The organism is Polaribacter marinus (assembly GCF_022662535.1).
In the GTDB taxonomy this organism is placed as follows: domain Bacteria; phylum Bacteroidota; class Bacteroidia; order Flavobacteriales; family Flavobacteriaceae; genus Polaribacter; species Polaribacter marinus.
The window spans coordinates 23873-49883 of the sequence record NZ_JAKQYM010000008.1 but is presented as its reverse complement, the minus strand read 5'-3'; the positions used below and the strand labels follow the sequence as shown (position 1 = coordinate 49883).

At 32.1% G+C, this 26011-nt stretch carries 39 protein-coding genes; 38 read left to right on the top strand and 1 reads right to left on the bottom strand.

Translation table 11 applies throughout. The features are described 5' to 3' along the window. The first annotated feature begins 36 nt into the window (after positions 1 to 36). The 38 genes from rpsL (at position 37) to MC378_RS11230 (ending at position 24258) form a co-directional block, all read left to right on the top strand. Positions 37 to 411 carry a 30S ribosomal protein S12 gene (gene rpsL / locus MC378_RS11415; RefSeq protein WP_242178887.1) on the top strand — a complete coding sequence of 125 codons (375 nt, stop codon included), beginning with the start codon at positions 37 to 39 and terminating at the stop codon, positions 409 to 411. Between the two features lie 27 nt (positions 412 to 438). Further along, positions 439 to 918, top strand: a complete 480-nt coding sequence (gene rpsG / locus MC378_RS11410; protein WP_091891496.1) for a 30S ribosomal protein S7 — start codon at positions 439 to 441, stop codon at positions 916 to 918. Positions 919 to 923: 5 nt separating this feature from the next. Further along, positions 924 to 3041, top strand: a complete 2118-nt coding sequence (gene fusA / locus MC378_RS11405; RefSeq protein ID WP_242178886.1) for an elongation factor G — start codon at positions 924 to 926, stop codon at positions 3039 to 3041. Between the two features lie 20 nt (positions 3042 to 3061). Beyond that, a complete protein-coding gene (gene rpsJ, locus MC378_RS11400) occupies positions 3062 to 3367 on the top strand; it encodes a 30S ribosomal protein S10 (RefSeq protein WP_075342599.1) in 306 nt (101 codons plus the stop codon). A gap of 289 nt (positions 3368 to 3656) precedes the next feature. Next, positions 3657 to 4274: a 50S ribosomal protein L3 gene (gene rplC / locus MC378_RS11395; RefSeq protein ID WP_242178885.1), complete on the top strand. Its 618-nt coding sequence runs from the start codon at positions 3657 to 3659 to the stop codon at positions 4272 to 4274. Then, positions 4274 to 4903, top strand: coding sequence for a 50S ribosomal protein L4 (rplD, locus tag MC378_RS11390; protein WP_242178884.1), 630 nt, complete (start codon positions 4274 to 4276; stop codon positions 4901 to 4903). Before rplC ends, rplD begins: the two co-directional genes overlap by 1 nt. A 9-nt stretch (positions 4904 to 4912) precedes the next feature. After that, a complete protein-coding gene (rplW, locus tag MC378_RS11385) occupies positions 4913 to 5203 on the top strand; it encodes a 50S ribosomal protein L23 (protein WP_242178883.1) in 291 nt (96 codons plus the stop codon). Between the two features lie 11 nt (positions 5204 to 5214). Further along, entirely contained in the window at positions 5215 to 6039 is an 825-nt protein-coding gene (gene rplB / locus MC378_RS11380) for a 50S ribosomal protein L2 (RefSeq protein WP_242178882.1), read from the top strand. Positions 6040 to 6045: 6 nt separating this feature from the next. Further along, positions 6046 to 6324 (top strand): 30S ribosomal protein S19, encoded by a 279-nt coding sequence (gene rpsS / locus MC378_RS11375; RefSeq protein WP_015482224.1) that lies wholly within the window; start codon positions 6046 to 6048, stop codon positions 6322 to 6324. Between the two features lie 7 nt (positions 6325 to 6331). Next, the gene (gene rplV / locus MC378_RS11370; RefSeq protein WP_242178881.1) at positions 6332 to 6736 is read left to right on the top strand and encodes a 50S ribosomal protein L22; all 405 of its coding nucleotides are present in this window, start codon (positions 6332 to 6334) and stop codon (positions 6734 to 6736) included. An 11-nt stretch (positions 6737 to 6747) separates the two neighbouring features. Beyond that, on the top strand, positions 6748 to 7473 hold the full coding sequence (gene rpsC / locus MC378_RS11365; protein WP_242178880.1) for a 30S ribosomal protein S3: 726 nt from the start codon (positions 6748 to 6750) through the stop codon (positions 7471 to 7473). Between the two features lie 22 nt (positions 7474 to 7495). After that, a complete protein-coding gene (gene rplP / locus MC378_RS11360) occupies positions 7496 to 7927 on the top strand; it encodes a 50S ribosomal protein L16 (RefSeq protein ID WP_105050450.1) in 432 nt (143 codons plus the stop codon). 11 nt (positions 7928 to 7938) lie between these two features. After that, the gene (gene rpmC / locus MC378_RS11355) at positions 7939 to 8130 is read left to right on the top strand and encodes a 50S ribosomal protein L29 (protein WP_087565044.1); all 192 of its coding nucleotides are present in this window, start codon (positions 7939 to 7941) and stop codon (positions 8128 to 8130) included. 20 nt (positions 8131 to 8150) lie between these two features. After that, a complete protein-coding gene (rpsQ, locus tag MC378_RS11350; RefSeq protein ID WP_018943599.1) occupies positions 8151 to 8408 on the top strand; it encodes a 30S ribosomal protein S17 in 258 nt (85 codons plus the stop codon). Between the two features lies 1 nt (position 8409). Beyond that, on the top strand, positions 8410 to 8778 hold the full coding sequence (gene rplN / locus MC378_RS11345) for a 50S ribosomal protein L14 (RefSeq protein ID WP_004568733.1): 369 nt from the start codon (positions 8410 to 8412) through the stop codon (positions 8776 to 8778). 11 nt (positions 8779 to 8789) lie between these two features. After that, the gene (gene rplX, locus MC378_RS11340; RefSeq protein WP_242178879.1) at positions 8790 to 9092 is read left to right on the top strand and encodes a 50S ribosomal protein L24; all 303 of its coding nucleotides are present in this window, start codon (positions 8790 to 8792) and stop codon (positions 9090 to 9092) included. Positions 9093 to 9100: 8 nt separating this feature from the next. Beyond that, positions 9101 to 9652 carry a 50S ribosomal protein L5 gene (gene rplE / locus MC378_RS11335; protein WP_242178878.1) on the top strand — a complete coding sequence of 184 codons (552 nt, stop codon included), beginning with the start codon at positions 9101 to 9103 and terminating at the stop codon, positions 9650 to 9652. A 3-nt stretch (positions 9653 to 9655) separates the two neighbouring features. Further along, positions 9656 to 9925 (top strand): 30S ribosomal protein S14, encoded by a 270-nt coding sequence (rpsN, locus tag MC378_RS11330; RefSeq protein WP_158841435.1) that lies wholly within the window; start codon positions 9656 to 9658, stop codon positions 9923 to 9925. Positions 9926 to 10088: 163 nt separating this feature from the next. Then, positions 10089 to 10487 carry a 30S ribosomal protein S8 gene (gene rpsH, locus MC378_RS11325; protein ID WP_223444810.1) on the top strand — a complete coding sequence of 133 codons (399 nt, stop codon included), beginning with the start codon at positions 10089 to 10091 and terminating at the stop codon, positions 10485 to 10487. Between the two features lie 10 nt (positions 10488 to 10497). After that, a complete protein-coding gene (gene rplF, locus MC378_RS11320; RefSeq protein ID WP_242178877.1) occupies positions 10498 to 11043 on the top strand; it encodes a 50S ribosomal protein L6 in 546 nt (181 codons plus the stop codon). A gap of 11 nt (positions 11044 to 11054) precedes the next feature. Continuing rightward, positions 11055 to 11405 (top strand): 50S ribosomal protein L18, encoded by a 351-nt coding sequence (rplR, locus tag MC378_RS11315; protein WP_242178876.1) that lies wholly within the window; start codon positions 11055 to 11057, stop codon positions 11403 to 11405. Between the two features lie 3 nt (positions 11406 to 11408). Then, positions 11409 to 11933, top strand: a complete 525-nt coding sequence (gene rpsE, locus MC378_RS11310; RefSeq protein ID WP_338048448.1) for a 30S ribosomal protein S5 — start codon at positions 11409 to 11411, stop codon at positions 11931 to 11933. Between the two features lie 11 nt (positions 11934 to 11944). Then, positions 11945 to 12127 (top strand): 50S ribosomal protein L30, encoded by a 183-nt coding sequence (gene rpmD, locus MC378_RS11305; protein ID WP_242178874.1) that lies wholly within the window; start codon positions 11945 to 11947, stop codon positions 12125 to 12127. 14 nt (positions 12128 to 12141) lie between these two features. Then, the gene (rplO, locus tag MC378_RS11300) at positions 12142 to 12591 is read left to right on the top strand and encodes a 50S ribosomal protein L15 (protein WP_242178873.1); all 450 of its coding nucleotides are present in this window, start codon (positions 12142 to 12144) and stop codon (positions 12589 to 12591) included. A gap of 14 nt (positions 12592 to 12605) precedes the next feature. After that, the gene (secY, locus tag MC378_RS11295) at positions 12606 to 13928 is read left to right on the top strand and encodes a preprotein translocase subunit SecY (RefSeq protein ID WP_242178974.1); all 1323 of its coding nucleotides are present in this window, start codon (positions 12606 to 12608) and stop codon (positions 13926 to 13928) included. A gap of 1 nt (position 13929) precedes the next feature. Beyond that, complete coding sequence (gene infA, locus MC378_RS11290; RefSeq protein WP_004568721.1) at positions 13930 to 14145, top strand: translation initiation factor IF-1; 216 nt, start codon at positions 13930 to 13932, stop codon at positions 14143 to 14145. A gap of 14 nt (positions 14146 to 14159) precedes the next feature. Next, entirely contained in the window at positions 14160 to 14276 is a 117-nt protein-coding gene (gene ykgO / locus MC378_RS11285) for a type B 50S ribosomal protein L36 (RefSeq protein ID WP_004568720.1), read from the top strand. Further along, the gene (rpsM, locus tag MC378_RS11280) at positions 14276 to 14641 is read left to right on the top strand and encodes a 30S ribosomal protein S13 (RefSeq protein WP_165732607.1); all 366 of its coding nucleotides are present in this window, start codon (positions 14276 to 14278) and stop codon (positions 14639 to 14641) included. The genes ykgO and rpsM overlap by 1 nt, the downstream gene beginning before the upstream one ends. A gap of 76 nt (positions 14642 to 14717) precedes the next feature. Beyond that, positions 14718 to 15101 carry a 30S ribosomal protein S11 gene (gene rpsK, locus MC378_RS11275; protein ID WP_036825729.1) on the top strand — a complete coding sequence of 128 codons (384 nt, stop codon included), beginning with the start codon at positions 14718 to 14720 and terminating at the stop codon, positions 15099 to 15101. Between the two features lie 82 nt (positions 15102 to 15183). Beyond that, on the top strand, positions 15184 to 15789 hold the full coding sequence (gene rpsD, locus MC378_RS11270; RefSeq protein WP_242178872.1) for a 30S ribosomal protein S4: 606 nt from the start codon (positions 15184 to 15186) through the stop codon (positions 15787 to 15789). Between the two features lie 93 nt (positions 15790 to 15882). Continuing rightward, the gene (locus MC378_RS11265) at positions 15883 to 16875 is read left to right on the top strand and encodes a DNA-directed RNA polymerase subunit alpha (RefSeq protein ID WP_242178871.1); all 993 of its coding nucleotides are present in this window, start codon (positions 15883 to 15885) and stop codon (positions 16873 to 16875) included. A gap of 60 nt (positions 16876 to 16935) precedes the next feature. Next, complete coding sequence (rplQ, locus tag MC378_RS11260) at positions 16936 to 17409, top strand: 50S ribosomal protein L17 (RefSeq protein WP_242178870.1); 474 nt, start codon at positions 16936 to 16938, stop codon at positions 17407 to 17409. Positions 17410 to 17503: 94 nt separating this feature from the next. Then, positions 17504 to 18619, top strand: coding sequence for a glutamine-hydrolyzing carbamoyl-phosphate synthase small subunit (carA, locus tag MC378_RS11255; RefSeq protein WP_242178869.1), 1116 nt, complete (start codon positions 17504 to 17506; stop codon positions 18617 to 18619). A 108-nt stretch (positions 18620 to 18727) separates the two neighbouring features. Beyond that, complete coding sequence (gene eno, locus MC378_RS11250; protein WP_242178868.1) at positions 18728 to 20014, top strand: phosphopyruvate hydratase; 1287 nt, start codon at positions 18728 to 18730, stop codon at positions 20012 to 20014. Positions 20015 to 20201: 187 nt separating this feature from the next. Next, on the top strand, positions 20202 to 21488 hold the full coding sequence (locus tag MC378_RS11245) for a citrate synthase (RefSeq protein WP_242178867.1): 1287 nt from the start codon (positions 20202 to 20204) through the stop codon (positions 21486 to 21488). Between the two features lie 84 nt (positions 21489 to 21572). Then, on the top strand, positions 21573 to 22487 hold the full coding sequence (locus tag MC378_RS11240) for a dimethylarginine dimethylaminohydrolase family protein (protein WP_242178866.1): 915 nt from the start codon (positions 21573 to 21575) through the stop codon (positions 22485 to 22487). 113 nt (positions 22488 to 22600) lie between these two features. After that, entirely contained in the window at positions 22601 to 23536 is a 936-nt protein-coding gene (ctlX, locus tag MC378_RS11235) for a citrulline utilization hydrolase CtlX (RefSeq protein WP_242178865.1), read from the top strand. A 47-nt stretch (positions 23537 to 23583) separates the two neighbouring features. Continuing rightward, on the top strand, positions 23584 to 24258 hold the full coding sequence (locus tag MC378_RS11230) for a PrsW family intramembrane metalloprotease (RefSeq protein WP_242178864.1): 675 nt from the start codon (positions 23584 to 23586) through the stop codon (positions 24256 to 24258). A 1-nt stretch (position 24259) separates the two neighbouring features. On the opposite strand, the gene pafA is transcribed toward MC378_RS11230, so the two are convergent. Next, entirely contained in the window at positions 24260 to 25900 is a 1641-nt protein-coding gene (gene pafA, locus MC378_RS11225) for an alkaline phosphatase PafA (protein ID WP_242178863.1), read from the bottom strand. Positions 25901 to 26011 lie beyond the last annotated feature (111 nt).

Here is a 26011-nt window from a genome sequence, read left to right as displayed (position 1 = left end):
AGTTTAATTATAAACGAAAACAGTTAATTATTTAGTATGCCAACTATACAACAGTTAGTACGTAAAGGAAGAACCAAAATAACTAAGAAGAGTAAATCGGCTGCTTTACAATCGTCACCTCAAAGAAGAGGAGTATGTACACGTGTTTATACTACAACACCAAAGAAACCTAATTCAGCAATGAGAAAAGTTGCCAGAGTTAGATTGACAAATGGTAATGAGATAAACGCATACATCCCTGGAGAAGGTCACAATTTGCAAGAGCACTCGATAGTATTAGTTAGAGGTGGAAGGGTAAAAGATTTACCAGGTGTTAAATATCACGTGGTACGTGGAGCATTAGATACAGCAGGTGTTGAGGGAAGAACTCAACGTAGGTCTAAGTATGGTGCGAAACGCCCAAAAAAGTAAAATTAGTAACTTTTTTAATGTAAAGACATGAGAAAAAGAGCAGCAAAAAAAAGAGTCTTATTACCAGATCCAAAGTTTAATGATCAGCTAGTAACGCGTTTCGTTAACAACTTAATGTGGAGTGGTAAGAAGTCAGTAGCGTTTAAAGTATTTTATGATGCATTGGATATCGTAGAAGAAAGAAAAGGAGAAGGCGAAGAAAAATCGGCTTTAGAAATTTGGAAAGATGGTTTGTCAAATGTGATGCCTCACGTAGAAGTAAGATCTCGTCGTGTAGGTGGTGCAACATTCCAAATACCAATGCAAATTAGACCAGATCGTAAAGTATCTATGGCTATTAAATGGATGATTTTGTATACTCGTAAGAGGAACGAAAAAACTATGGCACAGCGTTTAGCTGCCGAAATCTTAGCTGCGGCTAAAGAAGAAGGTGCAGCAGTGAAAAAACGTACTGATACTCATAAAATGGCGGAAGCTAACAAAGCTTTCTCACACTTTAGATTTTAATAGAAATGGCTAGAGATTTAAAATATACAAGAAACATTGGGATTGCAGCACATATTGATGCTGGAAAAACTACAACTACAGAGCGTATTTTGTTTTATACAGGTGTGTCTCATAAGATTGGAGAAGTACATGATGGTGCAGCTACAATGGACTGGATGGAGCAAGAGCAGGAAAGAGGTATTACAATTACTTCTGCTGCAACAACTTGTACATGGCAGTTCCCTTTAGAAAATGCAGAGCCTACTCCAGATACAATGGGATATCACTTTAATATTATTGATACTCCTGGTCACGTTGATTTTACTGTAGAAGTAAATAGATCATTACGTGTATTAGATGGTTTGGTTTTCTTATTTAGTGCTGTTGATGGTGTTGAACCACAATCAGAAACTAACTGGAGGTTAGCAGATAACTATAAAGTACCAAGAATTGGGTTTGTTAATAAAATGGACCGTCAAGGATCTGACTTTTTAGGAGTTTGTCAACAGGTAAAAGATATGTTAAAGTCTAACGCGGTGCCAATCGTTTTAAACATTGGTGACGAAGATGAGTTTAAAGGTATCGTAGATTTAGTAAAGAATCGTGCTATTATATGGCATGACGAAACTCAGGGAGCAACTTTTGATGTTGTTGCTATTCCTGAAGATATGAAAGATGAAGTGCGTAAATATCGTGCTTTATTAATTGAAGAAGTTGCTAGTTATGATGAAAATCTACTAGAAAAATTTATGGAAGATGAAGATTCTATAACAGAAGACGAAGTGCATACTGCATTAAGAGCTGCTGTTATGGATATGGCAATCATTCCTATGGTTTGTGGTTCTTCTTTTAAAAATAAAGGGGTTCAGTTTCTTTTAGATGCTGTATGTCGTTATTTACCTTCTCCAATGGATAAAGAGGGTATTGTTGGAATTAATCCAGATACAGAAGAACAAGAATTACGTAAGCCTAGTGTAGATGAGCCTTTTGCGGCTTTAGCATTTAAAATTGCTACAGATCCTTTTGTTGGTCGTTTAGCATTTTTTAGAGCATATTCTGGTCGTTTAGATGCAGGTTCTTATGTGTTGAACAATCGTTCAGGAAAAAAAGAACGTATTTCTCGTATTTATCAAATGCATGCTAATAAGCAAAACGCAATTGATTACATCGAGGCTGGTGATATTGGAGCTGCTGTAGGATTTAAATCTATTAAAACAGGAGATACACTTTCAGCAGAAAAATTCCCTATTGTTTTAGAATCAATGGATTTTCCAGATCCAGTAATTGGTATTGCTGTAGAGCCTAAAACAAAAGCAGATGTAGATAGATTAGGAATTGGTCTAGGTAAATTAGCCGAAGAAGATCCTACTTTTACAGTTCGTTCAGACGAGGCTTCAGGTCAGACTATTATCTCTGGTATGGGAGAGTTACACTTAGATGTAATTGTAGATCGTTTAAAACGTGAATTCAAAGTTGAAGTAAATCAAGGTCAACCACAAGTAGAATATAAAGAAGCTATTACTGCAGAAGCAGAACATAGAGAAGTTTATAAGAAACAATCTGGTGGTCGTGGTAAATTTGCTGATATTGTATTTACTATCGGTCCAGCTGATGAAGGTGTTCAAGGATTACAATTCTCTTCTATCATTAAAGGTGGTAACGTTCCTAGAGAATTTGTACCTTCTGTAGAGAAAGGTTTCAAAGAAGCTATGAAGAATGGTCCTTTAGCAGGTTATGAAATGGATTCTATGAAAGTTACATTAAAAGATGGGTCTTTCCACGCAGTGGATTCTGATGCATTATCTTTTGAATTAGCTGCAAAAATGGGATATAAAGCTGCTGCAAAATCTGCAAAAGCTAAAATCATGGAGCCGTTAATGAAATTAGAAGTGTTAACTCCAGAAGAAAACATGGGAGATATTGTTGGAGATTTAAATAGAAGAAGAGGTCAAGTTAACGACATGAGTGATCGTGCTGGATCTAAAGTTGTAAAAGCATTAGTTCCATTATCAGAAATGTTTGGTTATGTAACTGCTTTAAGAACGATGTCTTCTGGTAGAGCTACTTCTACAATGGAATTTTCACATTATGCAGAAACTCCTTCAAATGTATCTGAAGAAGTTATCGCAAAATCTAAAGGTTAATCTACTATAAATAATACAAGATGAGTCAAAAAATTAGAATAAAATTAAAGTCTTACGATTACAATTTAGTAGATAAATCTGCTGAAAAAATAGTTAAGACGGTTAAAAGTACTGGTGCTGTTGTAAACGGACCAATACCTTTACCAACACATAAGAAGATTTTTACAGTATTACGTTCTCCACACGTAAACAAAAAATCTAGAGAGCAATTTCAATTATCTGCTTACAAAAGATTATTAGACATCTATAGTTCTTCTTCGAAAACTATTGATGCTTTAATGAAACTTGAGTTACCAAGTGGTGTTGAAGTTGAGATAAAAGTTTAAGTAAAATATTAACTTTCGGTTTAATTTTGTTAAACCGAAAGTTTTTTATACTTTTGCAACCCGAAATAGAGTAGGGTGAAGCTGTTATTTAGATTAAAATCTAATAATAGTAACATGTCCAGAGCGTTTCGCAAAGGAAAAACGGAAAAACAAAATCAGCGTTGAATTTGTTTTGCGCTGTTTTTTTTGGATGAAATTCTAAGGACAAAAAACGAAACATTAGTTTCAAACAATAATTATTAATAATAGACGCGCTGGGTAAATGCCTATCGTCTAAAATTTTAACTAAATGTCTGGGTTAATAGGAAGAAAAATTGGAATGACCAGCTTATTTGATGAAAACGGGAAGAATATTCCTTGTACAGTAATCGAAGCAGGTCCTTGCGTTGTTACCCAAGTCAGAACCGAAGAGGTTGACGGCTACAATGCGTTGCAGCTTGGTTTCGATGACAAAAAGGCGAAGAGTTCTAACAAAGCGTTAGACGGTCACTTTAAAAAAGCTGGCACCACTGCTAAGAAAAAAGTCGTTGAATTCCAAGGGTTTGAAGAGGAGTATAAATTAGGAGATGCTATTACAGTAGATCACTTTGAAGAAGGTGAGTTTGTTGATGTATCTGGTGTGTCAAAAGGTAAAGGTTTCCAAGGTGTTGTAAAACGTCATGGATTTGCTGGTGTAGGTCAAGCTACTCATGGACAACATAACCGTTTAAGAGCTCCAGGATCTATTGGTGCTGCATCATATCCTGCAAGAGTATTCAAAGGAATGCGTATGGCAGGAAGAATGGGAGGAGATAAAGTGAAAGTTCAAAACTTAAAAGTATTAAAAGTAGTTGCTGAAAAGAACCTACTTGTTGTTAAAGGAGCAGTTCCTGGACACAAAAATGCTTTTGTAACTATTCAGAAATAATGAAAGTAGCAGTTTTAGATATTACAGGAAAAGATACAGGTAGAAAAGTTGAACTTTCTAAAGATGTATTTGGTATAGAACCTAATGATCATGCAATTTATTTAGATGTAAAGCAATATTTGGCGAATCAACGTCAAGGAACGCATAAATCTAAAGAAAGAGCAGAGATTTCTGGTTCTACAAGAAAGATAAAAAAACAAAAAGGAACTGGTACTGCAAGAGCAGGTTCTATCAAGTCTGGTGTTTTTAGAGGTGGAGGACGTATGTTCGGACCAAGACCAAGAAGTTATTCTTTTAAATTGAATAAAAACTTAAAGCGTTTAGCACGTAAATCTGCTTTAAGTATTCAAGCAAACGATAAGAATTTAGTAATAATTGAAGATTTTAATTTTGACTCTCCAAAGACAAAAAACTTTGTTGATGTGTTAAAAGCTTTAGAATTAGATACTAAAAAATCATTGTTTGTATTAGGTGGTGAAAATGCAAATGTTTATTTGTCATCACGTAACTTAAAAAACTCTAAAGTAGTTAATGCTTCAGAAATAAATACTTATGGTGTGTTAAACGCTAATAAAGTAGTTATTACAGAAGGCTCTTTAGAAGGAATTAATACAAATTTAAGCAAATAGGGATTCGAAATGAGTATTTTAATAAAACCTATTATCACGGAAAAAGCAACTAATGATAGCGAGTTATTCAACCGTTATACGTTTGTTGTAGATAAAAAAGCTAATAAATTAGAAATTAAAGATGCTGTTGAAGCAACTTACGGTGTTTCTATATCTAGCGTTAAGACTTTAAACTATCCAATTCAAAGAAATACTAAGTTTACTAAAAAAGGTTTAGTTACAGGTATTAAAAGCGGATACAAAAAAGCTATCGTTCAATTAGCAGAAGGAGAAAGCATTGATTTTTATAACAATCTTTAAGAAAAGACAGAATGTCAGTTAGAAAATTAAAACCAATAACACCAGGTCAGCGTTTTAGAGTTGTAAATGGGTTCGACACCATAACAACTGATAAGCCGGAGAAAAGTTTACTTGCTCCGAAAAAACGATCTGGAGGTCGAAACAGTCAAGGTAGAATGACAACTCGTAATATAGGAGGTGGTCATAAACAAAGATATCGTATTATCGATTTTAAAAGAGATAAAAGCGGTATTCCTGCAACAGTTAAAACTATAGAGTACGATCCAAATCGTACTGCATTTATTGCATTACTTAGTTATGCTGATGGTGAAAAACGTTATGTAATTGCACAAAACGGTTTAAAAGTAGGTCAAACAATAGTTGCTGGAAGTAGCATTGCACCAGAAATTGGGAACGCAATGCCTTTAAGTGAAATTCCTTTAGGAACTACAATTTCTTGTATAGAATTACGTCCAGGTCAAGGAGCTGTTATGGCTCGTTCTGCTGGTTCTTTTGCTCAATTAATGGCAAGAGATGGTAAATATGCAACAGTGAAGTTACCTTCAGGAGAAACAAGATTAATCTTGTTAACTTGTATGGCTACGATTGGAGTTGTGTCTAATTCAGATCATCAATTATTAGTATCTGGTAAAGCAGGTAGAAGTAGATGGTTAGGTAGAAGACCAAGGACTAATGCAGTAAGAATGAATCCTGTGGATCACCCAATGGGTGGTGGTGAAGGACGTTCTTCTGGAGGTCATCCAAGATCTAGAAATGGTATTCCTGCAAAAGGATTTAAGACTAGGTCTAAAACCAAAGCTAGTAATAAGTATATTATAGAACGTAGAAAGAAATAATAAGTTATGGCAAGATCATTAAAAAAAGGACCTTACGTTCACTATAAATTAGAGAAAAAAGTGTTAGCTAATGTAGAGGCTGGAAACAAAACTGTTATCAAAACTTGGTCTAGAGCAAGTATGATTACTCCAGATTTTGTAGGACAAACAATTGCTGTTCATAATGGACGTCAGTTTGTACCAGTTTATGTTACAGAAAACATGGTAGGGCATAAATTAGGCGAATTTTCACCAACTCGTTCTTTTAGAGGACACGCTGGTGCAAAAAATAAAGGAAAAAAATAGGTAGGAAATGGGAGTTCGTAAAAAAAATATGGCAGATCAGTTAAAAGCGGATAGAAAGCAACGTGCTTTCGCAAAGCTTACTAACTGTCCTACGTCACCAAGAAAAATGCGTTTAGTAGCAGATCAAATTAGAGGAGTAGAGGTTGAAAAAGCTTTACAAATCTTAAAATTTAGTCCTAAAGAAGCATCAATCAATTTAGAGAAGTTGTTATTGTCTGCAATTGCAAACTGGCAAGCTAAAAATGAGGATAAATCTATTGAAGAGGCTAGTTTATTTGTAAAAACTATTTATGTAGATAGCGCAGGAATGTTAAAAAGATTAAGACCTGCTCCACAAGGGCGTGCTCATAGAATTCGTAAGCGTTCTAATCACGTTACTTTAGAGTTAGGTAGTAAAAATTTAAGTAATTAATCAAAGTAGAAATGGGACAAAAAACTAATCCAATAGGAAATCGTTTAGGAATCATCAGAGGTTGGGAATCTAACTGGTACGGTGGAAATGACTACGGAGATAAAATTGCTGAAGATGATAAGATAAGAAAGTATATTAATGCTAGATTATCTAAAGCAAGTGTTTCTAGAGTAATTATAGAGCGTACACTTAAACTTGTAACCGTTACTATCACTACTGCAAGACCAGGTATTATTATCGGGAAAGGTGGACAAGAGGTAGACAAGTTAAAAGAAGAGCTTAAGAAAATTACTGGGAAAGAAGTTCAAATTAATATTTTTGAAATTAAACGTCCAGAATTAGATGCAAAATTAGTTGCAACTAGTGTAGCACGTCAAATTGAAAATAGAATTTCTTACAAGAGAGCTATTAAAATGGCAATTCAGGCAACTATGCGTATGAATGCTGAAGGTATTAAAATCCAAATCTCTGGTCGTTTAAACGGAGCAGAAATGGCACGTTCAGAACATTTTAAAGAAGGTAGAATTCCTCTTTCTACTTTTAGAGCAGATATTGATTATTCACTTGTTGAAGCTCATACTACTTATGGAAGATTAGGTATTAAAGTATGGATTATGAAAGGTGAGGTTTATGGTAAGAGAGAATTATCTCCATTAGTAGGTTTGTCTAAAAAACAATCTGGTAATAAAGGTGGTGGTGATAGATCTAAACGTCAACAACCTCGTAGAAGAAAATAATTTTTAAAATTAGAAATTAAAAATGTTACAGCCAAAAAGAGTAAAATACCGTAAGGTACAGAAGGCGAAAGGAAATATGACAGGTATTTCTGGTAGAGGAAATCAACTTTCTAATGGAATGTTTGGTATCAAATCTCTAGACCAGAACTTGTTAACTTCTCGTCAAATAGAAGCAGCTCGTATCGCGGCTACTCGTCATATGAAAAGAGAAGGTCAGTTATGGATCAAAGTATTTCCAGACAAGCCTATCACTAAGAAACCTTTAGAGGTACGTATGGGTAAGGGTAAAGGAGCACCAGATCATTTTGTTGCAGTTATTAAACCAGGTAGAATTTTGTTTGAAATTGGTGGTGTACCAATGGATGTAGCAAAAGAAGCTTTACGTTTAGCAGCACAAAAACTTCCTGTAAAAACGAAGTTTGTAGTAGCAAGAGATTTTGATATTAACGCTTAATTCTAAATAAAATGAAACAATCAGAAATAAAAGAATTATCTATAGCAGATCTTAATGAAAAGCTTGGAGCGTTGCAAAAGAATTATACTGATCTTAAGATGGCTCACGCCATAACTCCAATGGAAAACCCATTGCAGTTAAGAAGCTTAAGAAGAACTGTAGCAAGAATTGCAACAGAATTAACAAAAAGAGAATTACAATAATTCTATAGTCAATTTTAAAGATGGAAAAAAGAAATCTTAGAAAAGAGAGAATTGGTGTTGTATCTAGTAACAAAATGGAGAAATCTATTGTTGTTGCAGAAACTAAAAGAGTAAAGCACCCAATGTACGGAAAGTTCGTATTAAAGACTAAGAAGTACGTTGCACACGACGAAAAGAATGATTGCAACGAAGGAGATACTGTTAGAATCATGGAAACAAGACCTATGAGTAAATCTAAACGTTGGAGATTAGTAGAAATCCTAGAAAGAGCTAAATAATATGTTACAAACAGAATCAAGATTAAAAGTAGCAGATAATACTGGAGCTAAAGAAGTTTTAGTTATTAGAGTTTTAGGAGGAACAAGAAAACGTTACGCAAGTATTGGAGACAAGATTGTTGTATCTGTTAAATCTGCAACTCCTAACGGAACTGTAAAGAAAGGTCAAGTATCTAGAGCAGTTGTTGTAAGAACTAAGAAAGAAGTTAGACGTAAGGACGGATCATACATCAGATTTGATGATAATGCTTGTGTACTTTTAAATCCTACAGAGGAAATGAGAGGAACACGTGTATTCGGTCCTGTTGCTCGTGAACTTCGTGAGAAACAATTCATGAAAATAGTATCATTAGCACCTGAAGTGCTTTAAATTATCATAAAATGAAGAAGTTTAAAATAAAATCAGGAGATACTGTAAAAGTAATTGCAGGAGATCATAAAGGATCAGAAGGTAAAGTTATACAAATCATCAAAGATAAAGATAGAGTATTAGTAGAAGGTGTGAATTTAGTTTCTAAACACACTAAACCAAGTGCTCAAAATCCTCAAGGTGGTATTGTAAAAAAAGAAGCTTCATTACATATTTCTAACTTAATGTTAGTTGAAGATGGTGTAGCTGTAAGAGTAGGTTATAAGGTTGAAGGAGATGCTAAAACTAGAATCTCTAAGAAAACTAAAAAATAATAATAATCATGAGTTACGTACCAAGATTAAAAGCAGAATACAAAGAAAGAGTAATAAATGCTCTTACTGAAGAATTCAGTTATAAGAATGTAATGCAGGTGCCTAAATTAGAAAAAATAGTTGTTTCTAAAGGTGTTGGTGCTGCAATTGCAGATAAGAAATTAATAGATTATGCCTTAGAAGAGTTGACTAAAATTACAGGTCAAAAAGCTATTTCTACAATGTCTAAAAAAGATATTGCTGCATTTAAATTACGTAAAGGAATGCCAATTGGGGCAAAAGTTACTTTACGTGGTGATAAAATGTACGAGTTTTTAGATAGATTAGTTACAGCTTCTTTACCACGTGTAAGAGACTTTAACGGTATAAAAGCTAATGGTTTTGATGGAAGAGGTAATTACAATTTAGGAATTACTGAACAAATCATCTACCCAGAGATTAATATTGATCAAGTGAAAAAAATTAACGGTATGGATATTACATTTGTAACATCTGCAAGTACTGATAAAGAAGCTAAGTCATTATTAGGAGAATTAGGTTTACCATTCAAAAAAAATTAAGAAATGGCTAAAGAATCAATGAAAGCTCGCGAACGTAAGAGAGCGAAAACAGTTGCAAAGTATGCAGAAAAGAGAAAAGCTTTAAAAGAAGCTGGAGACTATGATGCATTGCAAAAATTACCAAAAAATGCTTCACCAGTAAGAATGCATAACAGATGTAAATTAACTGGTCGTCCTAAAGGATATATGAGACAATTTGGTTTATCTCGTGTTACATTTAGAGAAATGGCAAACCAAGGATTAATACCTGGAGTTAAAAAGGCAAGTTGGTAGAAATCAAAAATAAAGCTTAAAAATAAAAATAGAATGTGTATCTTTGCACGCTCTATTTTTTTTGAGTATAAGAATTTTAACTGATTATAGGTTCATTTATCACAGAGAAATCTGTAGCATAAATAGAGGTATTTGAAAACCGTAGTCGCAATATTAAATAAATATGTATACAGATCCAATCGCGGATTTTCTTACTAGAGTAAGAAATGCAATCGCAGCAGGACACAGGGTAGTGGAAATTCCGGCTTCAAACTTGAAGAAGGAAATGACTAAAATTTTGTTTGATCAAGGATATATTTTAAGTTATCAGTTCAATGACGATAAAGTTCAAGGAACTATTAAGATTGCTTTAAAATATGACAAAGAAACAAAAGAGTCAGTAATTAGAAAGATTCAACGAATCAGTACACCAGGTTTACGTAAATATGTTGGCTCTACAGAGATGCCAAGAGTATTAAACGGACTTGGAATTGCTATTGTTTCTACATCGAAAGGTGTAATGACAAACAAAAAAGCACGTCAAGAGAATGTTGGAGGAGAAGTTTTATGTTACGTTTATTAAATCTTAAGAAATGAGTAGAATAGGAAAAAATCCCGTTAGCATTTCACAAGGTGTAGATGTAAACATAAAAGACAATGTAGTAACCGTAAAAGGAAAATTAGGTGAGTTAACTCAAACTATTTCTGACGGAATTACCATTAAAATTGAAGATGGAATTATCACTTTAGATAGAGCATCAGAAAGTAAAGACCATAAAGCACAACATGGTTTAATGAGAGCTTTGATCAATAATATGATTGAAGGTGTAAGTAAAGGTTGGTCTAAAGAATTAGAATTAGTAGGTGTTGGTTATAGAGCATCTAACCAAGGACAAAAATTAGACTTAGCTTTAGGTTTCTCTCATAATATTGTTTTAGAATTAGCTCCTGAAGTAAAAGTTGAAACAATATCTGAGAAAGGGAAAAACCCAATCATTAAATTAACTTCATTTGACAAACAGTTAGTTGGTCAAATTGCTGCAAAGATTCGTTCTTTCAGAGCTCCAGAGCCATATAAAGGTAAAGGTGTTAAGTTTGTAGGTGAAATATTAAGAAGAAAAGCAGGTAAATCTGCATAATTTATAGCATTATGGCATTATCAAAGCTTGAAAGAAGAGCTAGAATTAAGCGTAGAATTAGAAAGATTATTTCTGGAACTGCTACTAAACCAAGATTATCGGTTTATAGAAGTAACAAAGAAATTTACGCTCAACTAGTAGACGATGTAAACGGAGTGACATTAGCTTCTGTTTCATCTAGAAATAAAGAAATTAAAGCAAATACTAAAGTAGAAGCAGCAACAGCAGTTGGAAAAGCAATTGCTGAAAAAGCTACTAAAGCCGGTGTAGAAACAGTTGCTTTTGATAGAAACGGATATTTATATCACGGTAGAGTTAAAGTATTAGCAGACGCTGCAAGAGAAGCGGGTTTAAAATTTTAAGAAATTATGCAAGGATATAAAAACGTAGAAAGAGTTAAGCCAAGCGGATTAGAGCTTGTAGATAGATTAGTAGGTGTACAGCGTGTTACCAAAGTAACTAAAGGTGGTAGAGCATTTGGTTTCTCTGCAATTGTAGTAGTAGGTGACGGAAACGGTGTTGTAGGTCATGGATTAGGGAAATCTAAAGATGTTTCTTCTGCAATAGCAAAAGCTGTTGAAGATGCAAAGAAAAATTTAGTAAGAATTCCTATTTTAGAAGCAACTTTACCTCATGAACAAAAAGGTAAATTTGGTGGAGCAAAAGTGTTCCTTAAGCCTGCTTCTCATGGTACTGGAGTTATTGCTGGTGGTGCTGTAAGGCACGTGTTAGAGTCAGTAGGTATACATGATGTATTATCAAAATCTCAAGGATCATCAAATCCTCACAATGTTGTAAAAGCAACTTTTAATGCTTTATTACAATTGCGTAGTGCGGCTTCAATAGCTAAACAAAGAGGAATTTCTTTGGAGAAAGTATTTAACGGTTAAATCTAAGAACGATGGCAAGAATTAAAGTTACACAAGTAAAAAGTCAAATCGGGCGTCTTAAGAATCAAAAGAAAACTTTAGAGGCATTAGGTTTACGCAGAATGAACCAAACTGTAGAACACGAGGCAACTCCTTCTATAGTAGGTATGGTAAATACAGTTAAACACTTAGTTTCTTTCGAAGAAATTAAATAAGATATTTAGAAAAAATGAGTTTACATAATTTAACACCAGCAGAGGGTTCCATTAAAAAAGGAAAAAGAATAGCAAGAGGTGAAGGATCAGGAAAAGGTGGTACCGCTACAAGAGGTCACAATGGTCAAAAATCTCGTTCAGGTTATTCTAAAAAGATTGGTTTTGAAGGAGGGCAAATGCCACTTCAAAGACGTGTACCTAAATTTGGATTCACTAATATTAACCGTAAGGAATATCAAGGAATCAATTTAGATAAGTTACAATCTTTAGTAGAAAATGGAAAAATAACAGATACAGTAGATTTAGATATTTTAGTTGCTAATGGATTAGCAGGTAAAAACGACCTAGTAAAAATATTAGGAAACGGAGAATTAAAAGCTAAATTAAATATAACTGTACATAAATTTACAGCATCAGCAAAAGCAGCTATTGAAGCAGCTGGCGGAGAAGCTGTTACTTTATAACAACCAAGTAAATGATGAATTTAATTAATAGATTAAAAGACATTTTTAGTATTGAAGAATTGAAAAACAAAATTCTTCTAACTATCGGTTTAATTGCTGTATATCGTTTTATGGCTTCTGTTCCTTTACCTGGGATAGATCCATTACAATTATCAGCGTTAAAAGAAAGTACTTCCGGTGGTCTTTTAGGTTTATTGAATGCATTTACAGGAGGGGCATTTGCTAGAGCGTCAGTAATGGCACTTGGTATTATGCCGTATATTTCTGCTTCTATTGTAGTTCAGTTAATGGGAATCGCGGTTCCTTATTTACAAAAATTACAAAAAGATGGAGAAAGTGGACGTAAAAAAATTACACAAATAACTAGATGGTTAACCATTGTTATTACGTTAGTGCAAGCACCTACGTATATTACAGCTATCAAAACTCAATTTGGTTTAGGACCAGAAGCTTTTTTAGTAAGTGGAGCTACTTTTTGGATTTCATCAATCATCATCTTAACAGCAGGAACAATTTTTGCAATGTGGTTAGGAGAGCGTATTACAGACAAAGGAGTTGGTAATGGTATTTCATTATTAATTACTGTTGGTATTTTAGCTAATTTTCCGGCAGCTTTTTTACAAGAATTTGTTGCTAAAACAACAAATGCTGGTGCTGGTGGAATTATGATGATTCTAATAGAAATCATTGTTTGGTTTGTGGTAATTTTATTAACTGTGCTATTAGTGACTGCTGTTCGTAAGATTGCAGTACAATATGCCAGAAGAACTGTTGCAGGTAACATACAAAATGTTGCAGGTTCAAGAGATTATATCCCTTTGAAATTAAATGCAGCAGGTGTAATGCCTATTATCTTTGCTCAAGCAATTATGTTTTTACCAGTTGCTTTGGCTCAAAGGTTTCCATTTATGGCAAGCTTACAAGATATTAATGGCTTAGGTTATAATGTTATATTTGCTCTTTTAATTATCATTTTTAGTTATTTCTATACTGCAATTACAATTCCTACGAATAAAATGGCAGAAGATTTAAAAAGAAGTGGTGGTTTTATACCTGGTATTAGACCAGGGAAAGACACAGCAGATAGATTAGATTCTGTTTTATCTAGAATTACTTTCCCAGGATCGTTATTCTTAGCAGCTTTATCTATTTTACCAGCAATTGTAGGCCAATTTGGAGTACAACAAAGTTGGGCTATGTTTTATGGAGGAACATCATTAATCATTATGGTTGGTGTTGCAATAGATACATTACAACAAATTAATTCGTATTTATTAAATCGTCATTATGATGGTTTAATGAAAACGGGAAATAGCAATAGAAAATCGAATAAATAATATGGCTAAACAATCAGCAATTCAACAAGACGGAACTATTACAGAAGCATTATCAAATGCTATGTTTCGTGTCGAATTAGAAAATGGACATATTGTTACGGCACACATTTCTGGTAAAATGCGTATGCATTATATTAAATTATTACCTGGAGATAAGGTGAAATTAGAAATGAGCCCATACGATTTATCAAAAGCAAGAATTACTTACAGATACTAAAAAAAACAAAACAGATGAAAGTTAGAGCATCAGTTAAAAAAAGAAGTGCCGACTGCAAAATAGTTCGCAGAAAAGGTAGATTATACGTAATTAATAAACAAAATCCTAGATTTAAACAAAGACAAGGGTAATGGCAAGAATAGCAGGTATTGATATTCCAAAGAATAAAAGAGGAGTTATTGCTTTAACTTACATCTTTGGTATAGGAAGCAGCAGAGCTCAAAAAGTTCTAGCAGAAGCAAAAGTAGATGAGAGCATTAAAGTTCAAGATTGGACAGATGATCAAATCGCAGCAATTAGAGAACAGGTAGGATCTTTCACAATTGAAGGAGAATTACGTTCTGAGGTACAGATAAATATCAAACGTTTGATGGATATCGGATGTCAAAGAGGAATTCGTCACAGACTTGGTCTTCCATTAAGAGGACAAAGAACGAAGAACAACTCTCGTACAAGAAAAGGTAAGAGAAAAACTGTAGCTAACAAGAAAAAATAAGTTAGATAAGTAATCAAGATCTAATCATAGTATATACTATAATGTTAGAAAACTAAATTACTAAAACTGAATAATTATGGCAAAAGCAAGTTCAAAAAAACGTAAAGTAATTATTGATGCTATAGGAGAAGCGCATGTAACTGCATCTTTTAATAATATCATTATTTCTTTAACAAATAAAAAAGGTGATGTAATTTCATGGTCATCTGCAGGTAAAATGGGTTTTAGAGGTTCTAAAAAGAATACTCCATATGCAGCTCAATTAGCAGCAGAAGATTGTGCAAACGTTGCAAAAGAAGCAGGTTTACGTAAAGTGAAAGTTTATGTAAAAGGACCTGGTAATGGTAGAGAATCTGCTATTAGATCTATTCATAATGCTGGTATTGAAGTAACTGAAATTATTGATGTTACTCCTATTCCTCATAACGGATGTCGTCCTCCAAAAAGAAGAAGAGTATAATTAAATATTTTAATTTGATAGGAATTCGATTATCGAAGGAGTAAGCCTTAATTCATAATCCCTATCTATAACACAAAAAGAAATGGCAAGATATACAGGACCAAAAACTAAAATTGCTCGTAAATTTGGCGAAGCAATCTTTGGAGAAGATAAAAACTTCGAAAAAAGAAATTACCCTCCAGGACAGCATGGAAATGCGAGACGCAGAGGAAAAAAATCGGAATATGCAACTCAGTTAATGGAGAAGCAAAAAGCTAAATATACTTATGGTATTCTAGAGCGTCAATTCAGTAACTTGTTTAAACAAGCACAAAGTGCTTCTGGTATTACAGGTGAAATTTTACTACAATTATGTGAATCTCGTTTAGATAACGTTGTTTATAGAATGGGAGTTTCTAACTCAAGAAGTGGAGCTCGTCAATTAGTATCTCACAGACATATTACTGTTAACGGAGAAATCGTAAACATTCCTTCATATAGTTTAAAAGAAGGAGATGTAGTTGCCGTTAGAGAAAAATCAAAATCATTAGTAGCTATTGAAGATGCATTAGCATCTAATAATAATGTATTTGATTGGTTAACTTGGAATGCAGATAAGAAAGAAGGAACTTTTGTAAAAGTACCAGAAAGATTACAAATTCCAGAAAACATCAAAGAACAATTAATCGTAGAATTATATTCTAAGTAATAAATTAATCATATTGTTATTCAGCCAAAGGGTTTATAAGTATTTCTTCACACTTATCAACCGCGCAACTGAAAAACAATTAAAACGAAGACAATGGCAATTTTAAATTTTCAAAAGCCCGATAAAGTAATAATGATAGAATCTACTGATTTTTATGGTAGATTTGAGTTTAGACCCTTAGAACCAGGTTTTGGTTTAACTGTTGGTAATGCTTTAAGAAGAGTACTTTTATCATCTTTAGAAGGATTTGCAATTACATCATTAAGAATTGATGGTGTTGAACATGAATTTTCTACTGTTCCTGGAATTGTAGAAGATGTTACAGAAATTATCTTAAACTTAAAACAAGTTCGTTTTAAGAAACAAATAGAAGAAACTGATAGAGAAACTGTATCTATTTCTTTATCTGGTCAAGAGCAATTTACAGCTGGAGATTTACAGAAATTTATTTCTGGTTTTCAAGTATTGAATCCAGATTTAGTAATTTGTAATATGGATAAATCTGTAAAGTTAAATGCAGAAATTACAATAGAAAAAGGTAGAGGATTTGTACCTGCTGAAGAAAATAAAAAAGCTTCTGCACCTATAGGAACAATCTTTACAGATTCTATTTACACGCCAATTAAGAATGTAAAATATGCAATCGAAAACTTTCGTGTAGAACAAAAAACGGATTATGAAAAATTAGTTTTCGATATCGATACTGATGGATCAATCAATCCTAAAGATGCATTAACTGAGGCGGCAAAAATATTAATTCACCACTTTATGTTATTCTCTGATGAGCGTATCACTTTAGAGGCAGATGAAATTGCACAAACAGAAACGTATGATGAAGAATCATTACACATGCGTCAGTTATTAAAAACTAGATTAATCGATATGGATTTATCTGTAAGAGCTTTAAATTGTTTAAAAGCTGCAGAAGTAGATACATTAGGAGATTTAGTTTCTTTTAATAAAAGCGATTTAATGAAGTTCCGTAACTTCGGTAAAAAATCATTAACAGAATTAGAAGAACTAGTTATTGTTAAAGGTTTAAATTTCGGAATGGATTTAACAAAATATAAATTAGATAGAGATTAATCTTTCATATTTTGCTCCTCAAAAAGGGTAGATGCAAGATGAAAGTATAAAACAAACGTCATGAGACACGGAAAGAAATTCAATCATTTAGGTAGAAAAAGAGCGCATAGAAAAGCTATGTTAGCAAATATGACTTGTTCTTTAATAGAACATAAGCGTATTAATACAACAGTGGCAAAAGCAAAAGCTTTAAGAGTTTTTGTAGAACCATTAATTACAAAGTCTAAGACTGATACAACTCACAACAGACGTATTGTATTCTCTTATTTACGTGATAAATTTGCAGTAACAGAATTATTCAAAGAAATATCTGTAAAAGTTGCAGATAGACCAGGAGGTTACCTTCGTATCATCAAATTAGGAAATCGTCAAGGAGATAATGCTCCTATGGCAATGATTGAATTTGTTGATTACAACGAAATTTATAACCCTAAAGGTAAAAAAGCTAAGAAAACTACTCGTAGAGGAAGAAGCAAAAAAGCTGAATCTGCTCAAGTAGAAGGAACGGCAACAGAAGAAAAATCTGAAGAATAAAAAATGAAAATTTTTTAAATTATATAAAAGGGATAAACGTTTACGTTTATCCCTTTTTTTATATTTTTACATCAACAAAACACAACTTTAATCAATGAAGTATCAAACACGTAAGAAAGCTTTAGTTTTATTAGCAGACGGAACCATTTTTTATGGTAAATCCGTTGGTATTGAAGGAACATCAACAGGTGAAATTTGTTTCAATACTGGTATGACAGGTTATCAAGAAATTTTTACTGACCCATCTTATTTCGGTCAAATCATGGTTGCAACCAATGCACATATTGGTAATTATGGAATTAATAATGAAGAAGTAGAATCTGACGGAATTAAAATTTCTGGTTTAATTTGTAGAAATTTTAGCTTTACACATTCACGTGTTGATTCTGATGGGAATTTAAAAGATTGGTTTGAAAAACATAATGTAGTAGCTATTTCTGATGTTGATACAAGAGCATTAGTTGCTTATATTAGAGATAATGGAGCAATGAATGCTATTATCACAACAGAAATAAACGATATTGAAACTTTAAAAAAACAACTTGCTCAAGTGCCAAGTATGGAAGGCTTAGAATTGGCTTCAAAAGTATCTACAAAAGAACCTTATTTTGTTGGTGATGAAAATGCTACTATTAAAATTTCTGCCTTAGACATCGGTATTAAAAAGAATATTTTAAGAAACCTAGTAAAAAGAGGTGCTTTTATTAAAGTTTTCCCTTATAATTCTAGTTTCTCAGATTTATCTTCTTTTAATCCTGATGGATATTTTATTTCAAATGGACCTGGAGATCCTGAACCTTTAGTAGATGCTCAAAATTTAGCAAAAGAAATCATAAAAAAGGATTTACCCTTATTTGGTATTTGTTTAGGACATCAAGTTATAGCATTGGCAAATGGAATATCGACTTATAAGATGCACAATGGGCATAGAGGAATTAATCATCCTGTTAAGAATTTAATTACGGGTAAAGGAGAAATTACTTCTCAAAATCATGGTTTTGCAATTAATCGTGAAGAAACAGAAAATCATTCCGATATAGAAATCACTCATGTTCATTTAAATGATAATACAGTGGCAGGAATTAGAATGAAAGAAAAGAATGTTTTTTCTGTACAATATCACCCTGAAGCAAGCCCTGGACCACACGATGCAGAATATTTATTTGATCAATTTATAGAAAATATTAGAAAATCTAAGGTAGAAGCGTAAACGTTTTCGTAATTAAAGGCTCTTATAATCCATAAAAGTAATTCAATTTTATAATTTAGCAACAACAAATTTTTATCCTTTGTAAAGGATTCTTAAAAAACAAAAAAAATGAGTATCATAATAAGCGTACATGCACGTCAAATTTTCGATTCAAGAGGAAACCCTACAGTAGAAGTAGATGTTTTAACCGATAATAATATTTTAGGTAGAGCAGCCGTTCCTTCAGGAGCATCTACAGGAGAACATGAAGCAGTAGAATTACGTGATGGTGGTAAAGATTACATGGGTAAAGGTGTTTTAAAAGCTGTTGCAAATGTTAATAATATTATTGCTGAAGAACTTTTAGGAACTTCTGTATTTGAACAAAATGCAATTGATCAATTAATGATTGATTTAGATGGTACGCCAAATAAATCTAAATTAGGAGCAAATGCAATTTTAGGGGTTTCTTTAGCTGTAGCAAAAGCAGCAGCAAATGAATTAGGGATGCCTTTATACAGATATGTTGGAGGAGTATCAGCAAATACATTACCTCTACCAATGATGAATATTATTAATGGAGGTTCTCATTCTGATGCACCGATTGCTTTTCAAGAATTTATGGTAATGCCTGTAAAAGCAGAAACTTTTTCTAAAGCGATGCAAATGGGATCTGAAATTTTCCATAATTTAAAAAAAGTTTTACATGATAGAAACTTATCTACAGCAGTAGGTGATGAAGGAGGTTTTGCACCAACTTTAGAGGGTACAGAAGATGCTATTGAAACAATTGCATTGGCCGTTAAAAATGCAGGTTATATATTTGGTGATGAAATTAAGATTGCTTTAGATTGTGCCGCTGCAGAATTTTATGTTGATGGTAAATATGACTATACCAAATTTGAAGGAGCAACTGGAAAAATTAGAACAAGTCAAGAACAAGCAGATTACTTAGCAGAATTAGCTGGTAAATATCCTATTATTTCTATTGAAGATGGGATGGATGAAAATGATTGGGATGGATGGAAATATTTAACTGAAAAAATTGGAGATAAGGTTCAATTAGTAGGTGATGATTTATTTGTTACTAATGTAGAGCGTTTGTCTAGAGGTATTGAAAACGGAATTGCAAACTCAATTTTAATTAAAGTAAACCAAATTGGTACTTTAACAGAAACAATTTCTGCAGTTAATATGGCTAAAAATGCAGGTTATACTTCTGTAATGTCTCATAGATCTGGTGAAACAGAAGATAATACTATTGCAGATTTAGCAGTAGCTTTAAATTGTGGTCAAATTAAAACAGGTTCTGCTTCTCGTTCAGATAGAATGGCTAAGTACAATCAACTTTTAAGAATTGAAGAAGAATTAGGAGAAGTTGCTTTTTTTCCAAAAGAAAAAGCATTTAACATCTAAGTTAAAACAAAATTTTATATTTAAAATCCTCATAATTTTTATTGTGAGGATTTTCTATTTATTATAGATTCTTTAAATAAGATATCTTTATTTTTTTATATCTAAAATCTATGGGTACTATCTTTCAAAATACTTAATTATTTGGTATCTTCGCGGTAGTCTACAAAAAATAAAAATAGAGAGAATTATGTCAGATACTGCAAGGTTACAAATAGGTGAAAATTCGTATGAATTTCCTTTAGTAAAAGGAACAGAAAATGAAGTTGCTATTAATATTAAAACATTAAGAACAGCAACAAATGGAGTAATAACTATTGATCCTGGATATAAAAATACAGGTTCTTGTGAAAGTGCTATTACTTTTTTAGATGGAGAAAAAGGAATTTTAAGGTATAGAGGTTATTCTATTGAAGAATTGGCAGAAAAGGCAGATTTTTTAGAAGTTGCTTTTGCATTAATTTTTGGAGAGTTACCAACTAAAGAACAGTTAGAAAAATTTCATAAGGATATAAAATCGAATTCGGTTGTAGATGATGATATCAAAAAAATTGTAGACGCTTTTCCAAAAAGTGCACACCCAATGGGGATTTTATCTTCATTAACAAGTGCATTAACAGCTTTTAATCCGTCTTCAGTAAATGTAGATTCTGAAGAAGATATGTACAACGCTATTGTTAAAATTATGGGGAAATTCCCTGTTTTAGTAGCTTGGACAATGCGTAAAAAACAAGGTTTACCATTAAACTATGGTTCTAAATCTTTAGGGTATGTAGAAAACATTATGAAAATGATGTTTGAACAACCAAATGAAGATTATGAAATTGATACAGTTGTAAAAGATGCATTAGACAAATTGTTAATTTTACATGCAGATCATGAGCAAAATTGTTCTACTTCTACAGTAAGAATAGCAGGTTCTTCTCATGCAGGTTTATTTGCTTCATTATCAGCAGGTATTTCTGCTCTTTGGGGGCCATTACATGGTGGTGCAAATCAAGCTGTTTTAGAAATGTTAGAAGCTATAAAAGAAGATGGAGGAGATACCAAAAAATATATGGCTAAAGCAAAAGATAAAAATGATCCTTTTAGATTAATGGGCTTTGGACATAGAGTATATAAAAACTTTGATCCTAGAGCAAAAATTATAAAAGTTGCTGCCGATGAAGTTTTAAACAATTTAGGAATTCAAGATCCAATTTTAGCTATTGCTAAAGACTTAGAACAAGAAGCTTTGAATGATCCTTATTTTGTTGAGCGTAAATTATATCCAAATGTAGATTTTTATTCAGGAATTATATACAGAGCTATGGGGATTCCTGTTGAAATGTTTACTGTTATGTTTGCATTAGGTCGTTTACCAGGTTGGATTGCACAATGGAAAGAAATGCGTTTAAATCATGAACCAATTGGTCGTCCACGTCAAATTTATATTGGTGAAAATTTAAGGCCATTCAAATCTATAGAGAATAGATAAGAATATTAAAATTATATATAACTAAATGTTATTCAAGTTGAAGTCTTCACTTTAAAATGAATAACATTTTTTATTTTTATAACTATGTTAAAACTACATGTTCAAAACGAAACATCTAAACTTAGAGCCGTTATATTAGGTTCTGCAAAAAGTAATGGAGCAATACCAAAATTAGAAGATTGTTATGATCCTAAAAGTAGACAGCATGTGCTAGCGGGAACATATCCAAAAGAAGAAGATATGATTTTGGAAATGGAAGCTGTTGCCGAAGTTTTTAAAAAATATAATGTTAAAGTATATAGGCCTCAATTAATAGAAAACTATAATCAAATATTTTCTAGAGATATTGCATTTGTTATAGAAGATAAGTTTATTAAAGCTAATATATTACCCGATAGAGCTCAAGAAATTGAAGCAATTAATCACGTAATATCTCAAATAGATCCAAAGAATGTTATAGAACTAGCTGAAGAATGTCATGTAGAAGGAGGTGATGTTATGCCTTGGAATGAATATCTTTTTGTGGGGACTTATTCTGGAGAAGATTATTCAAGTTATATCACTGCTCGTACAAATACAGCTGCTGTACTTGCTTTACAAGAATTATTTCCAAACAAAATTGTGAAATCTTTTGAATTAAGAAAAGACAATATAAATCCTAAAGAGAATGCATTGCATTTAGATTGTTGTTTTCAACCCATTGGAACAAACAAAGCAATACTTCATAAAAATGGATTCCTTATTGAAAGTGAATATGAATGGTTATTAAACTTCTTTGGAAAAGAAAATGTTTTTGAAATTACCAAGGATGAAATGTACAATATGAATAGTAATGTTTTTTCGATTTCTGAAAACGTTATTATCTCTGAGAAAAACTTCACTCGATTAAACACTTGGTTGCGTGAAAAAGGGTTTATGGTAGAGGAAGTAAAGTATTCAGAAATAGCTAAACAAGAAGGCTTATTACGTTGTTCTACAATGCCTTTGATTAGAGAATAATAAATACTAGTTAGCCATATTGAAAGAAAGTTAAAAATACGGTCAATTATTTATTAATTCTGTATTATTTACATCATAAAAAAGTCTAATTTTGTTACCTAGATTTTTATAGAATGCAACAAACTACAAATACTATTTTAATGATTCGCCCTATAAATTTTAGGATGAATGAGCAAACTGCAGTAAACAATTACTTTCAAGAAGATCTTGATTTTAAAAATGCAGAAATCAACAGTAAAGCACAGCAAGAATTTGATAATTATGTATTTAAACTTCGCAGTTTTAGTGTTAATGTAATTGTAATTTCAGACACAAACGAATTTGATACTCCCGATTCTGTTTTCCCAAACAATTGGGTTTCTTTTCATGAAAATGGTACAGTAGCTTTGTATCCTATGTTTGCAGAAAATCGTCGTTTTGAAAGAAGAGAAGATATTTTAGAAGAACTTGAAAAACAAGGTTTTTTAATAGAAAACATTATTGATTATACTTCTGCAGAAGAAGAGCATATCTTTTTAGAAGGTACAGGTAGTATGATTTTAGATAGAGTTAATAGAAAAGCATATTGCGCATTATCTGCAAGAGCAGATGAAGAATTATTTATAGAGTTTTGTGAAGATTTTGAGTATACTCCGGTAATTTTTACGGCTTATCAAACTGTAGAAAATAGTAGAGAAGAAATTTATCATACAAATGTTATGATGTGTGTAACAGAAACATTTGCTATTGTTTGCTTAGATAGTATTGATGATAAGCATGAAAAGAAAAATTTACTAAAAAACTTAAAAGAAGATGGTAAAAAAGTAATTGCTATTTCAGAAATACAGATGCATCATTTTGCTGGTAACATGTTGCAAGTTAGAGGAGAAAATAATGATCTTTTTTTAGTAATGAGTCAAGCTGCAAAAGACATTTTAACAGATCAACAAATTACTCAAATAGAAAATCATTGTAAAATTATTTCTAGTTCTTTAGAAACAATTGAAGCTTGTGGTGGTGGAAGTGCACGTTGTATGATGGCAGAAGTTTTCTTGCCAAGAAGGAAATAATTACTTTCTTCACTGTTGTAAAAAACTCTTTTTGATATATTTACAAAATGAATTTATTACTATTAGCAGTTGCTCCAGTATCTATAATTATAATTTACATTTATTTTAAAGATAAGTTTGAAAAAGAACCTATTGCATTTTTATTTAAGAACTTTCTTTTAGGTGCTACAGTAAGTATTTTAATTACTGCAATTTTAGGCACTTTAGTTGCTAGATTTATCCCTTTAACAGATGCTAGGAGTATTGTACAGCAATTTTTTCAAGCATTTATTGTTGTTGCTTTGGTTGAAGAAATCTCTAAATATATTATTGTTAAGTTTTATGCTCAAAAAAATAAAGAGTTTAATGAGCCATTTGATGGTATTGTTTATGCTGTAATGGTTTCTATGGGTTTTGCTGCTTTAGAAAACGTATTGTATGTTTTCCAACATGGAATAGCAACAGGAATCACAAGGGCGTTTACAGCTGTTCCTGCACATGCCACTTTTGCTATTTTAATGGGATACTTTATGGGGAAAGCAAAGTTTTCTAAAAATAAAACTCTTTTAAATTTAACTGGGTTATTAATTGCTACAGTTTTTCATGGAGCTTATGATTTCTTTTTGTTTATCAATTTTGTCCCAGGAATTACAATTGGTGCTTTTATATCTTTAATTATTGGAATTATTCTTTCTAATAAAGCGATAAAAAAACACCAAAATAATTCTGTATTTAAATATTAGTTTATTTCTTTAAAACTTCGTCAATAATTTTTCCTGATGTTCCGTTTGGTGCTTCTATTTTTAATAAGTTTGAAATTGTTGGAGCAATGTCTATAATCTCATATTTTTTTGTTGAAGATCCTTTTTTAATTCCATTTCCGTAAAAAATAATTGGTACATGTGTGTCATAAGAGTAACCAGAACCATGACTTGTACCTGTTCTACCACTGATTAAAGTTGCAGGATTAGGAATCATTAAAACATCACCAGAAAGTTTTTGATTATAACCATTTTGTAAAGAATTTAAAATTCCATCAGAAAAATGAGTTGTTTGTAAAGTTCTTGCAGTAACAGCTTTGTAAACTCCATCAAAATTAATGACTTCATCGGCTAGTTTTTGTGCAACATCATTTACGTTTAAACCTAAGGATTCTATTTTCTTTTTATCTAAAAAGATTTGATAATTTGAAACATTCTCAATCAATTCTTCTGAATTAAAATATTTTTTAGTAGTTTCTAAAATAAAGGTTCTAAATTTTTTAATATCTAAATAATGTGCAGGAATTTTAAGCGATTGTAAGTATGCAGGAACATGAACAGCAGCATGATCTGCAGTTAAAAATAAAGTATAATTATCTTTACCTACTTGAGTATCTAAAAATTGAAATAAGTTAGCTAAATCTTTATCTAAACGTAAATAGGTGTCTTCTGTTTCTATGGCTGAAACCCCGTATTTATGACCAACATAATCTGTAGAAGAGAAACTAACTGTTAAAAAATCTGTGAATTCCGATTTTCCTAAATTTTCTCCAATGATTGCTGCTTTAGCAAAATCAACAGTAAAAGTATTACCCGCAGGAATTGCTTTTATTAAAGAAAAGTTACCGTTTTTTGCTCTTAGATCTTTTAACTTTTTGGGAAAAGTAGGTGTTTCTTGTCCTTTAAATTTTCCTTCAAAGATATTATTATCCGCTCTACTTTTTGTGTAGGTATTTATATCGTAAAGTGTTTCCCAAGTTGTATTTAAATACTCGTCTGCTTTGTTATTTGTATTAAAGTCTGTAACCCACTTTGGCAATTTATCCATGTAAAAAGTACTTGTTATCCAAGTATTATAATTACCTCCATCATACCAATAAGCTCCGTTTGCAGTGTGTCCAACAGGTAAAATTGCAGAACGATCTTTTATAGAAATTCCAATAGTTTTTCCTTTCATGTTCTGAGCTAAATGTAATTGATCAGCAATTGTTGTCGTATATAATCTGTGTGGAGATTTTTGCCCGTAAGTTCCGTCATTTCCAACAGTATTGTATGTATTGTCATCTACACAATAAATAGATTTCTTTGTTTTTTTATCATACCAATTATTAGAAATAATTCCATGATTACTTGGTGTTGTTCCGGTAAATACAGAAGTATGTCCAACTGCAGTATAGGTTGGTATATAGTTAAAATGTGCGTTTTCTAATGAAAAACCATTTTGCAAAAGTCTATTAAAACCATCAGCACCATATCTGTCAGCAAACCTTGTTAAATAATCATACCTCATTTGGTCTACAACAATTCCAACAACTAGTTTAGGTTTTGTTGCTTTTTTTTCTTGAGCTTTACAAGCTAAAAGTGTAATTATAGATAGGATAGATAATAAGATTATTTTTTTCATTTTACTAAGGATGTGTTTTTATTAGTCAAATGTAATTATTTTTTATTTTGATGGCTATTACTTTACAATCAATTAATGATATTTTAATACTTTAGCATAAAATTAGACTGA